The sequence below is a fragment of the Marinobacter algicola DG893 genome (genome assembly GCF_000170835.1).
GTDB lineage: Bacteria > Pseudomonadota > Gammaproteobacteria > Pseudomonadales > Oleiphilaceae > Marinobacter > Marinobacter algicola.
In genome coordinates this window covers 398,384-415,034 of record NZ_ABCP01000001.1, presented here as the reverse complement: position 1 = coordinate 415,034, position 16,651 = coordinate 398,384, and the positions used below count along the sequence as shown (strand labels likewise).

Sequence of the window (16,651 nt, the reverse complement as noted above, 5' to 3'; positions counted from 1 at the left end):
TTCGCTTGGCAGTGCGTGATTGGCAATATATGCCTGGGTGTCACGCCTGACCGGTCTGTACGCGCCATTGCGCGGAATAGGGGCCGTTGTTCTCCAGCAATTCCTCATGGCGGCCGGATTCCAGAATGCGCCCGCCGGCTACCACGGCAATGGTATCCGCATCCACAATGGTGGACAGCCGATGCGCGATCATGATCACAGTGCGATTGTGACCGATCCGTTTCAGGGAGCGCTGGATGGCAGCCTCGGTTTCGTTGTCCACGGCACTGGTGGCTTCATCGAGCACCAGGATGGGAGGGTCTTTCAACAGCGCACGGGCCAGTGACAAGCGCTGGCGCTGACCGCCGGACAGCCGAACCCCGCGTTCCCCCACGGCGGTGGCAAGCCCCTCGGGCAGTGCCTCGATGAATGACCAGGCCTCTGCCGTTTTGGCCGCCTCGATAATCTGTTCGTCACTGGCACCGGGGGAGCCGTAGGCAAGATTGTCACGGATGCTGCCTTCAAACAGGTACACGTCCTGGCTGACCAGACCAATGGCCTCCCGCAGGGATTTCAGACTGACGGACTGGATGGGCTGGCCGTCGATGCGGATCTGGCCGCCCGTAGGATCATAGAAACGCAGCAGCAGCTTGATCAGGGTGGACTTACCGGAGCCCGTCGCCCCGACCAGCGCCAGGGTGTTTCCGGCGGGTATCGCTACCGAAATGTCGTCGATACCGGCACCGCTGGACGGATAGCGGAAACTCACACCCTCGAAGGTGACTTCGCCTTTCACCGGCTGTTCCAGTGTTTGGCCGGAATCGTCCCGCACGTGAACCGGCTCTGCCAGCAAGTCCAGTATGCGGCGGGTACTGGCCATGGCCCGTTCAAACAGGTCGATTACTTCCGCAAGGCCTGTCAGAGGCCACAGCAGACGTTGGGTCAGGAACACCAGCACGCCGTAAGCACCGACGTTCAGAGAGCCTTCCAAGGCCATCATGCCGCCCACGGTAAAGGTGGCCAGGAAACCCGCCAGGATCGCCATGCGGATCACCGGAATAAACGCGGAGCTGATGCGAATGGCCCGGCGGTTGGCATCTACATAGGCTTCACTGCTGGCTTTCAGCCGCTCTGCTTCCCGGTTCTCGGCCGTGAAGCTCTTGATGGTGGCTATGCCGCCCAGGTTGTTGGCCAACCGGCTGGACAGGTCGCCGACCTTCTCACGCACGTCGGCGTACAGCGGGCCAGCCTTGCGCTGGAAGTAGAACGCCCCCCAGATAATCAGCGGAATGGGCGTAAACGCCAACAGGGCAATGAGTGGCGACAACACGAAAAACACAGCGCCCACGGCAACGACGGTCACCACTACCTGAATCATGGCGTTAGCGCCGCCATCCAGGAAACGCTCCAACTGGTTGACGTCGTCGTTCATGGTGGCGACCAGTTGCCCGGAGCTGCGGGCTTCAAAGAAGCTCATGTCCAGCTTCTGGGCATGCTCGTAGGCGTCTTGCCGCAGGTCGGACTGCAGGCGCTGGGCCAGGTTGCGCCAGAGGATCTGGAACAGGTACTCGAATATCGACTCGCCGGCCCAGATGAAGAAGGTGAGGACCGCAAGAATGGTGATCTGCTCCTGGGCAGTCTCGAAGCCCAGGCCGGCCACAAAGCTTTCTTCCTTGTTCACCACCACGTCGATGGCGATACCAATCAGGATCTCCGGCGCGATATCGAACAGCTTGTTGATGATGGAACAGGTGGTGGCGGCAATAATCTGGCGGCGGTAACCGCGAGCGTATTTCAGCAGTCGGCCCAGGGCGGCAAAGCTGCTGGTAGTGTGAGGGGAAGACTCTGTCATGGTTCGCTCCGCTTGCGCCAGAAAGCGGCAAGGGTAGCGGATTTACCGGAAATTTAAAATGGAATCATTATCACCTACGGGCATTCTGTTGCAGCCAGCGGTCGAGCTTGTCGGCGAATTCCTTGCGGTCGGTCTGGCTGAAGGGTGCCGGACCACCGGTAACCTGGCCGGCGTTGCGCATTTCCTCCATGAAGTTGCGCATGGCCAGGCGCTGGCGGATATTCTCTTTGGTGAACGCCTGGCCGCGCGGGTTGAACACGTCCGCGCCTTTTTCGATGGCTTCGGCGGCCAGGGGGATGTCCTGGGTGATCACCAGGTCGCCTTTTTCCATCTGGTCGATAATGTCGTTGTCGGCCACGTCGAAACCCTGGGGAACCTGCCGGCGTTTGATGTAGGGGCTCGGGGGCAGGTTGATGGCGTGATTGGCAATGAAGGTGGTATCAACCTGCCAGCGGGTGGCGGCGCGGCAGAGGATTTCCCGGATTGGCACGGGGCAGGCGTCGGCGTCGACCCAAATTGGCATGGTTGGTTCCTTTGTTGGTTCGGTTCCGGGTGAGTTTACCTTTTGTTGAGGTGAGCCCGGTAGGCTTCAATCACGTATGACTTGGTATGTATCTGGATTGGCATGGGGAGGCATTGGTCATGACATGTAGGCTATTTCTCATAGCGATGCTGAGCGTGTTCCTTTCATCACCGGTGGCCGCCGCAGACAATGAGTCAGAGGCTTGGAGCGCGCTTCGCGAGGGGCGGGCGGTATTAATGTTGCGACACGCCCTGGCACCGGGAACCGGCGACCCTGCCAACTTTGATGTCGACGATTGCAGCACGCAGCGAAACCTGAATGCCGAGGGCCGCGAGCAGGCGAGGGCGTGGAAACCCTATTTGGCGGAGCATGGCATTGAGCGGGCGCGGGTGTTCAGCAGTCAGTGGTGCCGTTGTATGGATACCGCTACCGGGATGGATATGGGGGAGGTGACGGAGTGGCCGTCGCTGAATTCGTTTTTCCAAAATCGCGACAAGGCCGACATGCAGACCAAGCAGACCATTGTCATAGTGAACGACTTGGAGCCAGGGCCGCCGGTGGTGCTGGTATCACACCAAGTCAATATTACGGCCTTGACTGGTATATACCCCTCGTCGAACGAGGGGGTGGTGATTGCACTGCCGTTGTCGGATAACCCGACCATACTGGCGAGGGTATCGCCGCGTAACTAGGCGTTTAAATCCAGTGCTCGATGTGCCATCTCTATCGGTCAACTGGCCTTCAGGCGTTGGCGGTCGTAAACCTCCTGCCCGCTCAGTTGAAGGTATTTCTGGATCACCAGCAGCGCAATGGTTTGCTCCATCTGTTGGTCAAAAAACTTCTCTACATACCGATTGGCGTTGGCAATGATGGCTTCTGCCTGTTCGGGATGATTCTGGAAATAGCGTACTTTCTCCGGCAGGTCCGAGTGGTCGTCGGCCAGTTCCACATAGTGGTAACCAGGCACTAGTGCGCCCTCCATGAACCAGGTTTCGAAGCGTGGCCGGCGCATCAGGCACAGGGAGTTGGAGGCCATGATCCACTTCAGGTTCGTCGCTACATCAATGCCTTCCACGCTCACTACGAACTGATGTTGCAACTGTTCCTCAATGCTCATGAAGTGCTTGTGGTAGGGCTGGGCCTCGGGTTCCTTGTGTTGGGTGCAGCCAATATCGCACAAGGGGTGGTCCATAAAACGGTTGGCGAACTCGACACGGTGCTGGCGGTTGGACTTGCCGCGCCAAACCGCGATGGGCTTCTTCTGGCGAAATGGGGTTAGGTCCTCAACAAACTGGTAATGCCGAACCGAGTTGAGTTTGAGCAATATTGAGTGACGGTTGGAGCGATCTCGCCGAACGGGCCGACTCTTCACAAAGCGTGGCTCGTTTGGAATTTCGGTCACGTCGCCAAACTGGTAGTCCACTTTGCGGTTGCGGGGAAAACACTGGATGAGGTTGCGAAAATCGAAGCAGTAGGCACTACTCTTACCTGCGAAGGTAAAGTCGCCGGCGTACTCCGCCGTTGAAGGCAGCGTGAACGGCGCCGCCATCCGGTTGTAGTAGGCAACTCTCCCGTCAATCTCTAGCTTGCGTTCGGGTGTTTCGGCTTCGTAGGCTGCCATCAACAGCTCGCATTGGCGTTGCCAGTAAGCGCGGGGAACCAGGGAGCGCACCGCGTTTCCAGAGTAGTAACCCAGTTTGTGCAGATTTTTGGAGAAGTTGTCACCGACTCGCATTGTGGTCACCAGACGTTGTTTGAGACGCCCCAACCGTAGTGGGCAAAGCGCAAGGAAATGTCAGGTAAACATCAATAAAACATCAAAGTGTTTCAGGAGAGTTAAATGAGAGAGCGGTGGATACAGCCCCTGCCGCCGGTGTTGGCCGGGCCTGTTCTCTGGCACACCAGAAATCTTCGTGATCCTCTCTGGTGACGTACATTACTGATTCGTCTACGATGTCCGATTGCGGCACGGCCCTGACGACGACTCCCATTGAAACAACCATTGATGAGGTAACAAGGAACATGAACCCACTCAAAACGCTGGCCGCCAGCGCCCTGATCGCCTGCAGCACCCTGATTGTCGCCCCGGCTATCGCCCACGATCATTCCTCAGACACCGTTACCATCAATCACCCCTGGAGCCGCCCGACGCCGCCCGGTGTACCCATGGGTGTTGGTTACATGGTGATCACCAACCACAGCGACAGCGACATCACCCTGACCAGCGCTACCACGCCCAGGGCGAAGAACGTCTCCATTCACGAGAGCACCATGACCGACGGCACCATGAGTATGCGCCCCCTGAAGGATGGCCTGACCATCCCTGCCGGTGACACCGTGGAATTAAAACCCCACAGCTACCACATGATGCTGGAAAAGCTGGATGGACCGTTGAAAGAAGGGGAGCGGGTGCCGCTGACGGTGAGCTTTGACGGAGCAGACTCGGTGGACGTGATGCTGCATGTTGAGCCGCTGGACGGCGACATGAAGATGGAAGGGCACGGCATGGATCACTCCGGGCATTGATTGATGTTGGCTGGAGTTATACGAACCGGGGCGTATAACTCCAAAAGCCCGTTTCCAGATTGCTGAAATAATAGCGCTTTTTGAAGGTTGCTTGGAGTTATAAGGTTTCAGGAGGATGGAGTTTCTTACAGGAGGGCGTGTGGAGATATACGAATGCTTGATATGCGCCCCGGTTCGTATAACACGCTGTTATGAGTAAATCATGAGTGAGATATTGGCTTTGCTTTTGGTGCTGTTGGTAGCAGCAATGTTCGTAATGGTGCCTGCCTGGTTCGTTTTGGTCTCTCGATACTTCAGCTTTGTCAGCGCAAACCACCCTCATCTTTACCAAAAAATGGGGCAACCATCATTGTTCGGGAACAACACGCCATCGAACAATATCTCATTTTTGAGGTATGTTTGTGGAAGGGAGTATTTTTCATCAGGTGATGATCAGCTGATATCCAAAAGCCTTTTCTTGAAAAGGTTTTTCTATTCCTATTTGGTCATTTTCGCTGCAGTGATCATAGGTGTTGCGGGCATTGGCAACTCATAACCAGTGCATTAAATTCGTTCCGGCCCGATGGGCCTCCACCGGACGGCTTTTTCTCCGCTTCGCTGCGTAAAAGCTGCCGTTTATGCAGGCGTTGTAAGCATCAAGAAGGAAGCCGATATCATGGACGTTTTTACGAAATTTAATAGAAAGAACATCCAAGATCGTCAAGTCGATACCCTCATTGGTTTGAGCAAAGGTGTTTTGGCTGACGGAACTGTAAACCAAGCCGAAGCCGAGTTTCTGATGAGCTGGCTGGTTCAGAATCGCCAAGCCAGTGAAAACCCCATCATTATCAATCTACTCCAAAAAGTTTCCGCAATGCTTGAGGACGGAGTGCTCGACAAGGAAGAATCAGAGGAATTATTGGGAATACTTCGTAAAGTTTCGGGCGATTCGGCTGAGATTGGTGAATTAGCGAAGACTACGTCACTTCCGATTAATGAGCCTCTTCCTGAAATAGAGTTTGAGGGGGCTTCTTTTTTATTTACGGGAACCTGCGCATTCGGGACACGGAAGCAATGCCACGAAGCAACCGAGGCTCTAGGAGGAGCGATAGTGAAAAACGTCAGCAAGAATCTCAACTATCTTGTTTTAGGAACCTACGTGACGGATAGCTGGGCCCACGAGACATTCGGTCGAAAAATTGAGAAGGCGGTTGAGTACAGGGATAACGGTGCGCCAATCGTTATATTAACTGAAGAGCATTGGGCGGAGTCGGGCAAGCTAGCCTGAGTGCTGCTTAACCAGTCGATCAAGTTCGTTCCGGCCTTCGGCCTACACCGGACGCCCTTGTCAGGGCGCCGTGTATGCAGGCGTTGAGTCTGTAGAAAAAGTCCGAGGTTTTCGGGTTAGTGTTCTTACCTGAAATCTGCGGAAAATTTCGTAGGCAGAAATGCTCCGGAGTTCTTTGCAACCCCACCAGAGCGAAATGAATTCAGTCTCTTGGAGACGAAATGATTGTAAAACGAATAGTTACCAACATAGCGGCGGCAACCCCCTCAGAAGCAGAGAGATTCTACTCGGCTATTTTTGGGCTCAAGGTTGTGATGGATCATGGATGGCTAAGAACCTATAGCTCGGGCGAGGAAATGACCACTCAGGTAAGCGTGGCATCGGAAGGTGGCTCCGGCACGCCAGTCCCTGACCTGTCTATCGAGGTTGATAACCTGGAGGTCGCTTTGGAGAGAGTGAAGAATGGAAATATTGAGATTGAGTACGGCCCGGTAAGTGAGCCCTGGGGTGTCCGCCGGTTCTATGTTCGTGATCCGTTCGGGAAGCTCATCAATGTATTACAGCATGAGTAACCGTTGGGGGGCTTTAACGGTTCGCTCCTTGTTGTACGTTAAAAGTATGGAGCCCGCTATTCAGGAAGAAACCACTGGCTGCGGTATCGCCACATGCGCAGCTTTAGCAGGCATCGGTTATGCCGAGACCAAAAGGATAAGGACAAGGAGATGTACAAATGAAGCAAATGGGTAGCTGTCTCTGCGGGGGCATACAACCGTGAAAGAAACAACGTCAGCGAAGCTTGTATCGCCAAGTCATGGTACCGCCCCGCCATTCGGTACTCAGTTTTGTGATCAGATGACGCTCGTCCGTTATGCCGATGGGTGTTGGTCTGAGGTGGAGACACTGCCGGTGGGGCCTTTGCCGCTACACCCAGCATCTCATGTGTTGCATTACGGCAGTTCGTGTTTCGAGGGGATGAAGGCGTTTCGGATGCAGGACGGCGGTGTTCGTATCTTTCGCCTCGACCGTCATGTTGCACGCTTCCAACGCAGTGCAGAGTTGCTTTGCTTGCCGCAGCCGCCCGCCGACATGGTTGCAGCGATGATTCGCCAACTCGTTGAGTTATGTGTTGACGACATACCAGAGGCCCCTGGAGCGCTCTACCTGAGGCCGTCACTGATTGGCACCGAGGAGAACATCGGTGCAGCGGGTGCGCCCTCGGCGCAAGCCATGCTCTATGTGTTGGCGTCCCCCGTTGGAGATTATTTCTCGAGAGGCGGTCAAGGGTTGACTATCCTGATCGAGGATCAGGAGCAGCGGAGTACGCCCGGCTTCGGCCAGGCGAAAGCCGGAGGGAATTATGCTTCAGCGCTTCGGCATGTCGTTAAAGCCAGGAAAGAACATGGAGCCGATCAGGTGTTGTTCTGTCCGAACGGCGATGTGCAGGAAACGGGAGCGTCGAACTTCTTTCTGATCAATGATTCTCAGTTGCTCACAAAGCCTTTGGATGCTTCGTTTCTGCATGGCGTTACCCGGGATTCGGTGATAACCCTTGCTCGAGACTTGAACTATGAAGTCATCGAGCGAGATTTTACCGTTGCTGAGGTCATGGATTGGATTCAGACCGGAGAAGCCGCGTTATCCGGCACGGCAGCTGTACTTTCCGGTGTGGGGTCGTTTGTGTACAAAGGCGTTACTTACAAGGTAGGCGATGGTAGCACCGGCCCTAATACTCGAAAACTGAGCGACGCTCTGCGGGCTCTGCAATCTGGTAGAACTGAAGATAGATTCGGCTGGTTGAGCTGAATGTTGCTTGTGGTGTAACGACGTGCAACTCATGGAACTTTTAGAAGAGCTCGAATTGATTTTGTCGACAGTACTGGCGGGTTTACCACCACTACTATGCCGGTAGGCAAAGGTGAGTTCGTGGCGTGTAAAAAAACATAGCCATGCCAGGTGGTCCAAACAGTCTAGCTACGGAATGTTATCCAATTGGAACGGAGGCACGGATGAAATCCATTGCAACGTCACTCATGTTTGTTGGAGAGCAGGCTGGGAAAGCCGAGGAGGCCATCAGGTTTTATACCTCGCTATTTGCTGGTTCAGAGATCGTCGATATTCAACGTTACCAGGCCGGCGAGCATGAACCAGAAGGTTCTGTGAAAATGGCGAAGTTTATAATAAACGGTCGAGAGTTTATGGCGCTCGACAGCCACCTTGATCACCAGTTTACGTTTACGCCCTCCATGTCGCTATATGTTGAGTGCGAATCGGCGAGCGAAATTGAGGAAGTATTTAAAGCCCTGGCAGAAGGTGGCTCAGAGCTAATGCCGCTGGATAATTATGGGTTTAGCCAGAAATTCGGATGGTTGAATGATAGGTATGGTGTGTCTTGGCAGCTAAACCTGTCGAACTAGTGTGTGGGAGACTCAGACAATGGCTACAGAAAAACAGCCGCTACCGGAGGTCGTTTCTCAGGAACAGTGGAAAACAGCGCTGGATCAGCTTCTTGTAAAAGAGAAAGAGTTAACCCGGGCACGGGATGCACTGAACGCTGAGCGTAGGAGGTTACCGATGGTGAAGGTAGCCAAGTACTACACGCTCCAGGGGGAGAATGGCGCAGTGTCCCTGCTCGATGTGTTCGAAGGGCGCCGTCAGCTCATTGTTTATCACTTCATGTTTGCCCCGGATTGGAACGCTGGCTGCGACGGTTGCTCCTGGTTGGTAGATGCCATGACACACCCGGCCCACCTGCATGCTCGCGATACGTCGTTGGTTATGGTGTCACGCGCACCAAGGGAAAAGCTCATGCAGTACAGGTCGCGGATGGGATGGACGGCGCCTGTTCCATGGTATTCGTCTTACGAGAGCGACTTTAACGTCGATTTTGGCGCAACCACGGATAACGGTGAAAGGCACGGTGCCAGTGTTTTTATTCGCGACGGAGATGACATCTACCGCACCTACTATACGGGTGCGCGTGGCGTCGAATGTCTTGGCACTCTCTGGACATACCTGGATCTGACTCCCTTTGGTCGTCAGGAAACGTGGGAAGACTCACCGGAAGGCTGGCCGCAGACGGAGCCCTACGTATGGAATCGCCGCCACGACGAGTACGACGTCTGACAACTCATATGGAGGAAAGATGATATGAACACGGCTCCCGCACATTATCCCATCGGTAAGCCTGGCATTCCCTGGGGTGAGGTGGAACGTGCTGAGTGGTTGTCACAACAGACCCGTCAACGGAGCTACGAGTCTGATGTGTTGAGCGTGATCGAGCGTCTGCGCCCACGTTTTGATGTGGAAGAATATGGCCATCTGGATTATGGCGCCAACCATTATCCGCTGATGGCGATTCGCAGCCGCGACTGGCGTGACGATTTGCCAGTCGTGCTGATAACGGGCGGGGTTCATGGCTATGAAACCAGTGGTGTACACGGTGCACTGCAGTTCGTTGATCAGCATGCGGCGGATTACGCGGGCCGTGTCAATCTGTTGGTTGCGCCGTGCGTCAGCCCTTGGGCATACGAGCGCATTCATCGCTGGAACCCGAACGCGGTCGACCCGAACCGTTCGTTCCGAGATGACGGTTTGGCGGATGAGGCGTCGGCGCTTATGCGACTGGTGGCCCCCGTTCGCGATCATGCATTGATGCATATCGATCTGCACGAGACCACTGATACGGATGAAACCGAGTTTCGTCCCGCGCTCGCGGCCCGAGACGGCAAGCCGTTCGAGCCGGGGGAAATTCCTGACGGCTTCTATCTGGTCGATGACAGCGAAAGCCCAGAGCCCGAGTTCCAACAGGCGTTGATTGAGGCGGTGGAGCAGGTCACCCACATCGCACCGGCTGATGGTAACGGCGAGATCTTTGGCTCACCGGTCGCCGCTCGGGGTGTCATTCAGTACCCGCTCAAACAGCTGGGCCTGTGCGCCAGTATCACCAGTGCTCCCTACAGGACCACCACCGAGGTCTATCCCGACAGCGCACGAGTAACCCCCGAGCAATGCAATGCCGCGCAGGCTGCTGCCGTGTGTGCGGCGATCGACTACGTGCTGGCGAGCCGGTGGGGAAGGTCAATCGGCCGGAGAGAGTAGCGCTACTCTCTCCGGCCTTTATACTCTGGATGGCAGTTAAAGCCAGGTCAGGCCCGCGCTGATAATGATGCCGGTGACGATCAGCAGCATCAGGCAGTAGCCCATGATGTCCTTGGCTTTCAGGCCAGCGATGGCAAGCACCGGCAGAGCCCAGAAAGGTTGTAAGAGATTGGTCCAGGCGTCGCCCCACGCAACCCCCATGGCCACTCTGGATATGTCAGCGCCAAGCTCCTGTGCAGCAGGCAGCATAACCGGCGCCTGAACGGCCCACTGGCCGCCGCCGGATGGCACGAATATGTTGACCACCCCGGCGCTGATAAAGCTCCAGAATGGCAAGCTCTCGGCGCTCGCAATGGACACAAACCCTGTTGAGATGCTTGCTGCCAGTCCGGAAGCTGTCATGACGCTCATGATGCCGGCGTAGAACGGAAACTGGATAACGATGCCAGCACCGCCTTTCACGGCTTCATTCAGGCTGGCAAGCAGGCGCTTTGGGGTCTGGTGCAGGATGATTGCAACAAACAGGAACATGAAGTTCACGATGTTCAGGTTCAGCCCGCCACCCTCGATAAAGTATTGGAAGATGAATGCGATACCGCTGAACCCGATCAGCCAGGCAAGTGTTCTGCTGTTCTCCAGGTAGTCGGCCGGGCGATTGATAACAACCGAAGTGTCGGGCTCATCGTCCAGGATTTTAGGGTCTGCGTACACGCTGTCTCTTTCGTTGGGCAGCATGAGGCGGTTAACCAGGGGCACAATGATAAAAAGCGCGGCGACGATGGCCAGGTTGAAGAAGGCGAAGATGGTTTCACTGGTGCCGATAACGCCGATCACATCTGCTGTGAAGTGGTTTTCGGTGGCAATCGTCAGTGGGATGGAGCCTGCAAGCCCGCCGTGCCAGACAATGAACCCGGAATAGGCACTGGCAATCAGCAACGGATAGTGTACGCGGATTTGCCGGGCGAGGGCTTTTGCAAACAGCGCGCCGACCACCAGGCCAAAGCCCCAGTTGATCCAACTGGCGACCAGCGCGATGAAGGTAACCAGTACAATTGCCTGGCCCGGTGTTCTGGCAAGGCCTGCAATCCGGTTGAGGATGCCACGCACCAGTGGGGTGCTCGCCATCATGAAGCCGGTGACCAGTACCAGCAGCATTTGCATTGAGAAGGTCAGCAGGTTCCAGAAACCGTCCCCCCACATCTCTACTACCGCCATGGGGCTATGCCCCTGGAACACCATAGCGGCAACGAATGACAGCAGTGTCAGTATGATGACGAATAGGTAGGGGTCCGGTAGGTATTTGTCTACCAGACTGACCATAGGTTTGGCTGCTCTGTCTAACACATTGTCCCCCAATATTTTTTTCAGCTTGTTTTGTTGCTGGCAAGCTAAACTAAAAGCCTGGGGTAGCACCAACTATCCTTTCGCCGTATTGCATTACTCATTCATTGGGGAGGGGGCACTCCCACCTTCGTCTATTGCTCCCAGATAGCCCGATTTCTATAATCAACCGTTGGTCCGCTGCCTGATAGCGGCACAGCGATCTTCACAATCCCAATAAAAAGGAAAACCACATGTTGAAACGTCGCTCTCTTCTTGCTGCCGCGGCGGCTACCCTGCTGTTCAGTGCCGTTGCTCAAGCCGACTACAAGGATGAATACACCGTTTCCACCGTACTGCCGTCTGCGTTCCCCTGGGGCCAGGCTGCCGACAAATGGGTGGAGCTGGTGAAAGAGCGCTCTGAGGGGCGTATCAACATGAAAATCTACAGCAACTCCCAACTGGTCTCCGGTGACCAGACCAAAGAGTTCTCGGCGATGCGCTCCGGGCTGATCGATATGTCGGTGGGGTCCACCATCAACTGGTCGCCTCAGGTGCCTGAGCTGAACCTGTTTTCCCTGCCTTTTCTGATGCCGGATTATGCCGCCATCGATGCGATCACCCAGGGCGAGGCTGGCGAAGCTGTCTTTGCCGCGATCAAGAAGCGTGGTGTTACACCGCTGGCCTGGGGCGAGAATGGCTTCCGCGAGCTGTCCAACTCCAAGCTGACCATTGATGAACCGACCGATCTGGATGGCCTGAAAATCCGCGTTGTTGGTTCGCCGCTGTTCCAGGACACCTTCACCGCTCTGGGCGCCAATCCCACCCAAATGAGCTGGGCCGATGCCAAGCCCGCACTGACCACCGGCGCTGTTGATGGCCAGGAGAACCCGCTGTCGGTCTTCGACGTGGCCCGTATCGATCAGGTTGGCCAGGAATATCTGACCCGCTGGCACTACATGGCAGACCCACTGGTGTTTGCGGTCAGCAATAGCATCTGGGACCAGTTCAGCCCGGAAGATCAGGCATTGCTGAAGCAGGCGGCGATTGATGCCGGCCAGTGGGAAATCGAGAAATCCCGTAGCGAAATCGATGCGACCCTGGCCGCCATCAAGGAGCGTGGCGTAGAGGTCACCGAACTGACTGATGAGCAGCGTGATGCCTTCATGAAGGCCACCCAGTCGGTTTATGAAACTTGGACTCCGCGCATTGGCGAGGATCTGGTCAAGCAAGCGCAGGAAGCGGTCGCCAACCGTAACCAGTAAGCGCGATCTGTTCAGGCGCCCACCGTTGCCGGCGGGCGCTCTTTCCGAACCGGAGTTACCATGCCGTCCCGTCCTCCCAAATTCCGGCTCGATGCCTGGCTGGCCACCATTGCCCTGGTTGCGATCTGCTTGATCAGCCTCGGCAATGTGATCGTGCGCTACGCGACAGATGCCTCTTTTGCCTTTACCGAGGAATTCTCGGTGTTCCTTTTGGTGGTGCTTACCTTCGCAGGCGCTGCGGTGGCTGCGCGACACAACCAGCACATTCGCATCGAATTGATAGAGCACTACCTGCCGCCTTGGGCACGAAAGGTGGTGTTTGTCCTACAATGGCTGGGCGGGGTGACGGTCCTGGGGATCATGACGTGGTATGGCAGTACCTTCGCCCTGCAGGAATACCAGTGGGAATCGCTGTCACCGGGGCTGGGCTTGCCTAACTGGATCTATGTGATGTGGCTGCCGCTGTTGTCCGTGGCCATCATCATCCGTATGACCCAGAACCTCGTGGACCGCCTGCGCGGCAAGGAAGATCCGGAGGTGATCCATGAGTCCTGATCTTCTGATGATTGGCAGTTTTCTGCTGGCGTTGCTGTTGGGCATGCCAGTCGCAATTGCCCTGGGCCTGGGCGGGCTGGTGGGTATTGTGGCGGGACTGCCACCTGCAATGTTGGGCACGTTCGGTACCAACACCTATAACAGCGTGGCCAAATACCCGTTGATTGCGATTCCCCTGTTCATCCTGACCGGGCTGATCTTCGAGCGAGCGGGCGTTGCCGCCGCGCTGGTGCGATTTGCCCAGTCGATCATCGGCCCCCGCCATGGTGGGCTGACCGTTGTTGCGGTGCTGGTGTGCCTGATCATGGGTGGCATGAGCGGTTCTGGTCCAGCTGATGCAGCCGCTGTTGCGATGGTGATGTTGCCGAGCATGCAGAAGGCCGGTTATCCGAAGCCGTTTTCAGCGTCACTGATTGCGGCCTCGTCGTCCACAGCAATCCTGATTCCGCCGTCCATTGCGTTGATTCTCTATTCCATCGTGGTGCCCGGTGTTGATCTGCGAGCGCTGTTCGCCGCCGGTATTTTCCCTGGCATCCTGGCGGGCGTGTCCCTGCTGGCACCGGCTTTGTATTTCGCGAAGAAGTACCGTTGGGAAGATCCGGAAGCGGTCGAACGCCCGCCTTTCTGGCCCAGCCTCAAAGCGGCCTTGCCCGCGCTGTTTGCACCAGTGATCATTCTTGGCGGCCTGCGCTCAGGCCTGTTTACGCCCACTGAGGCGGCCGTGGTGGCGGTGGCATACGGCGTGCTGGTCGGTTGCGTGTTGTATCGCAATCTCAGTCTGCGGAACCTCTGGGGCCTGATGACGGATGCCGCCGTTACGTCCGGTGTGGTGATGTTTATCATTGCGCTGGCGGGCATCTTCGCCTGGGCGGGGACCACGTTGGGGACGTTCCAGCATCTGGCTGATGCTCTGCTGTCCCTTTCCGAAAATGGCTGGGTGCTGCTAGGTCTGGTGATGATCCTGGTACTGATCGCCGGCATGCTGCTGGATGCTATTTCGATCTACCTGATCCTGATTCCGATTGTTCTGCCGTTGATGAATCACTTTGGCTGGAACCCGATCTGGTTTGGCATATTGCTGGCCATGAACATCGCCATTGGCCAGTTCACACCACCGGTCGCCGTGAACCTGATGGTCACCACCCGCATCGCCAACATCCGCCTGGAACACACCATCGGTTGGGCCCTGGTGTTTGTGGCTGCGATGCTTGTCAGCCTGGTGCTGGTGATGTTGGTGCCGGGGATTGCGTTGTGGTTGCCTGAGAAGCTGGGGTATGTTGTAGGGCCTTGGTAGATGGGGGCACGCCTGCCTAAGCTAACCACTATTCACTTAAGAAGAAGCGGTTTGAAGACAAAGAATTTATCCTTTTGGTGTGGGCTAGTTGTGTAATCAGGCCTTGACTCGGATGCTTGAAATACAGGGAGGCGTTATGACTTTTGAGATATGGATTACCTTTGTATCTGTGGTTTTTGTGTTTGCCATTATTCCGGGCCCCACGGTGATTTTGGTGCTCGGTCAGGCCATTAGTCACGGCAAGAAATCTGTTATCCCATTGGTTTCTGGTGTTTTACTCGGAGACTTTGTGGCGATGACGTTGTCGTTGATTGGACTAGGTGCCGTTCTAGCGACCTCAGCGACGCTGTTTCTGGTGCTTAAATGGTTTGGTGTTGGGTATCTGGTCTACCTTGGTATCAAGGCGTGGCGAGAGGAGCCTGAGCATAATCTTCAAGCGATAGCAGGCCAAGATATTTCCAAGGCAAGCATGTTCAAATCGTCTTTCTTGGTTACAGCTTTGAATCCAAAAGACATTGTCTTTTTCGTGGCTTTCCTGCCTCAGTTTGTTAATCCCCAAGCGTCAGTCCTTCCCCAACTGCTCATTCTGATGGTGACGTTCCTGGGTATCGTCTCCATAACTATCAGCTCGTTCGCGCTTTTCGCAGGAATTGTGCGCCAAAGAATTCAAAGTATTCAGGCCCGTCGCAGGCTCAACAAATTGGGCGGTGGCGCTTTGTTCGGCGCTGCGGCGTTTACTTCGACGATGCAGCGGAGCTAAAAGCTCCTGAACCGAGCCAGGGCGCAAATCAGAAACCCAGGTTCGCGTCGTTTTTGCTAATGGAAAAACGCCGGCGCGGTCGCTCTGGGGGGGGGCAATGAACTTTTGGAGCGACTCTCCACCAATTAAGAACCTAGAGGTAAACATGACCATCCAGAATCTGCTGGGAATTGAGCTACCCGTCATCCAGGCGCCGATGGTCGGTGTGCAGGGTCATGCATTGGCTGTGGCAGTTTCCAATGCGGGAGGACTGGGTTCGTTGCCCTGTGCCATGCTTAGCTCTGAAGCACTGCGAAAAGAGTTGGAAGCACTGACAAGCCAGACCAGCAAACCCTACAACGTCAACTTCTTCTGTCACACGCCACCAGAGCCAGACGCCGATGCAGAGCGCCACTGGCGCGAGGCCCTCTCACCATATTTTGACGAGCTGGGTATTGATTCCAATAATGTATCCGCGCAAGCAGGAAGGGCTCCTTTCAGCTCTGAGGCAGCGGATGTGTTGGCGGACTTCAAGCCGCCGGTGGTGAGTTTTCATTTTGGCTTGCCAGCACCCGAGTTGATGGCCCGTATAAGAGGGTGGGGCGGGAAGATACTGTCAACCGCCACAACCGTGGACGAAGCGCTCTGGCTGGAGGCGCAGGGCGTCGATGCCATTATCGCGCAAGGGCTTGAAGCGGGCGGCCATCGCGGGTTTTTTCTGTCGCGGGACATTAGTGCGCAGGTAGGCACTTTTGCCTTGATTCCACAAATGGTAAACGCGGTAAAAATCCCCGTTATCGCCGCTGGCGGCATCGCGGACTCCAGAGGTGTACAGGCCGCCATGGCGCTTGGGGCGGCCGGAGCCCAGATTGGCACCGCGTATTTGTTGTGCCCCGAAGCTCAAACCAAAGCCGTGCATCGCGCCGCCCTGAAATCAGAGGCCAGCCGTGTGACCGCACTGACAAATCTGTTCAGCGGTGGTGCCGCCCGGGGTATTGTGAACCGAATAATGCGTGAATTGGGGCCGATGAGTTCCAAAGTTCCTGCTTTCCCCTTGGCATCATCCGCTATTGCACCATTGCGTGCGAAAGCCGAAGCTGAGGGGAGCGGTGACTTTTCGCCTCTGTGGGCGGGGCAGAATGTCAGTGGCTGCAAGGAGGTTTCGGCTGCAGTCCTTACGCGGGAATTGGCGGGTGTGAGTCAGTAAGCAAGTTCAAATCAAATGACAGACTC

The 16,651-nt window shown here is 55.8% G+C and carries 18 protein-coding genes; 14 read left to right on the top strand and 4 right to left on the bottom strand.

All coding sequences use genetic code 11. The features are described 5' to 3' along the window. Positions 1–40: 40 nt before the first annotated feature. Both MDG893_RS01860 and MDG893_RS01855 read right to left on the bottom strand, forming a co-directional pair. The gene (locus MDG893_RS01860; protein ID WP_007152010.1) at positions 41–1,831 is read right to left on the bottom strand and encodes an ABC transporter ATP-binding protein; all 1,791 of its coding nucleotides are present in this window, start codon (positions 1,829–1,831) and stop codon (positions 41–43) included. A 70-nt stretch (positions 1,832–1,901) separates the two neighbouring features. After that, on the bottom strand, positions 1,902–2,354 hold the full coding sequence (locus MDG893_RS01855) for a YaiI/YqxD family protein (RefSeq protein ID WP_007152009.1): 453 nt from the start codon (positions 2,352–2,354) through the stop codon (positions 1,902–1,904). Between the two features lie 119 nt (positions 2,355–2,473). Here MDG893_RS01855 and MDG893_RS01850 point away from each other — a divergent pair, with 119 nt between their 5' ends. Beyond that, positions 2,474–3,046: a histidine phosphatase family protein gene (locus MDG893_RS01850; RefSeq protein WP_007152008.1), complete on the top strand. Its 573-nt coding sequence runs from the start codon at positions 2,474–2,476 to the stop codon at positions 3,044–3,046. 38 nt (positions 3,047–3,084) lie between these two features. Here MDG893_RS01850 and MDG893_RS01845 read toward each other — a convergent pair whose 3' ends face one another. After that, complete coding sequence (locus MDG893_RS01845) at positions 3,085–4,089, bottom strand: glycosyl transferase family 90 (RefSeq protein ID WP_007152007.1); 1,005 nt, start codon at positions 4,087–4,089, stop codon at positions 3,085–3,087. A gap of 287 nt (positions 4,090–4,376) precedes the next feature. Here MDG893_RS01845 and MDG893_RS01840 point away from each other — a divergent pair, with 287 nt between their 5' ends. From MDG893_RS01840 to MDG893_RS01805, 8 genes are all read left to right on the top strand, one after another. After that, complete coding sequence (locus MDG893_RS01840) at positions 4,377–4,880, top strand: copper chaperone PCu(A)C (RefSeq protein ID WP_157132724.1); 504 nt, start codon at positions 4,377–4,379, stop codon at positions 4,878–4,880. Between the two features lie 202 nt (positions 4,881–5,082). Next, the gene (locus MDG893_RS01835; protein WP_040474153.1) at positions 5,083–5,415 is read left to right on the top strand and encodes a hypothetical protein; all 333 of its coding nucleotides are present in this window, start codon (positions 5,083–5,085) and stop codon (positions 5,413–5,415) included. A 120-nt stretch (positions 5,416–5,535) separates the two neighbouring features. Then, complete coding sequence (locus tag MDG893_RS01830) at positions 5,536–6,147, top strand: BRCT domain-containing protein (protein WP_007152005.1); 612 nt, start codon at positions 5,536–5,538, stop codon at positions 6,145–6,147. A 221-nt stretch (positions 6,148–6,368) separates the two neighbouring features. Continuing rightward, entirely contained in the window at positions 6,369–6,719 is a 351-nt protein-coding gene (locus tag MDG893_RS01825) for a VOC family protein (protein WP_007152004.1), read from the top strand. A gap of 199 nt (positions 6,720–6,918) precedes the next feature. Then, a complete protein-coding gene (locus MDG893_RS01820; protein WP_083797642.1) occupies positions 6,919–7,950 on the top strand; it encodes a branched-chain amino acid aminotransferase in 1,032 nt (343 codons plus the stop codon). Between the two features lie 203 nt (positions 7,951–8,153). Beyond that, positions 8,154–8,561 carry a VOC family protein gene (locus tag MDG893_RS01815; RefSeq protein ID WP_007152002.1) on the top strand — a complete coding sequence of 136 codons (408 nt, stop codon included), beginning with the start codon at positions 8,154–8,156 and terminating at the stop codon, positions 8,559–8,561. A gap of 19 nt (positions 8,562–8,580) precedes the next feature. Then, positions 8,581–9,270 (top strand): DUF899 domain-containing protein, encoded by a 690-nt coding sequence (locus MDG893_RS01810; RefSeq protein ID WP_007152001.1) that lies wholly within the window; start codon positions 8,581–8,583, stop codon positions 9,268–9,270. A 24-nt stretch (positions 9,271–9,294) separates the two neighbouring features. Beyond that, positions 9,295–10,245, top strand: coding sequence for a M14 family metallopeptidase (locus MDG893_RS01805; protein WP_007152000.1), 951 nt, complete (start codon positions 9,295–9,297; stop codon positions 10,243–10,245). 36 nt (positions 10,246–10,281) lie between these two features. On the opposite strand, the gene MDG893_RS01800 is transcribed toward MDG893_RS01805, so the two are convergent. Beyond that, on the bottom strand, positions 10,282–11,589 hold the full coding sequence (locus tag MDG893_RS01800; protein WP_040474210.1) for a short-chain fatty acid transporter: 1,308 nt from the start codon (positions 11,587–11,589) through the stop codon (positions 10,282–10,284). 230 nt (positions 11,590–11,819) lie between these two features. On the opposite strand from MDG893_RS01800, the gene MDG893_RS01795 reads away from it, so the two are divergent. The 5 genes from MDG893_RS01795 to MDG893_RS01775 all read left to right on the top strand — a co-directional run bounded on the left by MDG893_RS01795 (position 11,820) and on the right by MDG893_RS01775 (position 16,625). Beyond that, positions 11,820–12,830 (top strand): DctP family TRAP transporter solute-binding subunit, encoded by a 1,011-nt coding sequence (locus MDG893_RS01795; protein WP_007151998.1) that lies wholly within the window; start codon positions 11,820–11,822, stop codon positions 12,828–12,830. 60 nt (positions 12,831–12,890) lie between these two features. Beyond that, entirely contained in the window at positions 12,891–13,385 is a 495-nt protein-coding gene (locus tag MDG893_RS01790) for a TRAP transporter small permease (RefSeq protein WP_007151997.1), read from the top strand. Further along, the gene (locus MDG893_RS01785; RefSeq protein ID WP_007151996.1) at positions 13,375–14,679 is read left to right on the top strand and encodes a TRAP transporter large permease; all 1,305 of its coding nucleotides are present in this window, start codon (positions 13,375–13,377) and stop codon (positions 14,677–14,679) included. The genes MDG893_RS01790 and MDG893_RS01785 overlap by 11 nt, the downstream gene beginning before the upstream one ends. Positions 14,680–14,815: 136 nt before the next feature. Beyond that, positions 14,816–15,439 carry a LysE family translocator gene (locus MDG893_RS01780; protein ID WP_040474151.1) on the top strand — a complete coding sequence of 208 codons (624 nt, stop codon included), beginning with the start codon at positions 14,816–14,818 and terminating at the stop codon, positions 15,437–15,439. 145 nt (positions 15,440–15,584) lie between these two features. Next, entirely contained in the window at positions 15,585–16,625 is a 1,041-nt protein-coding gene (locus MDG893_RS01775) for an NAD(P)H-dependent flavin oxidoreductase (protein WP_007151994.1), read from the top strand. Positions 16,626–16,651: the final 26 nt, after the last annotated feature.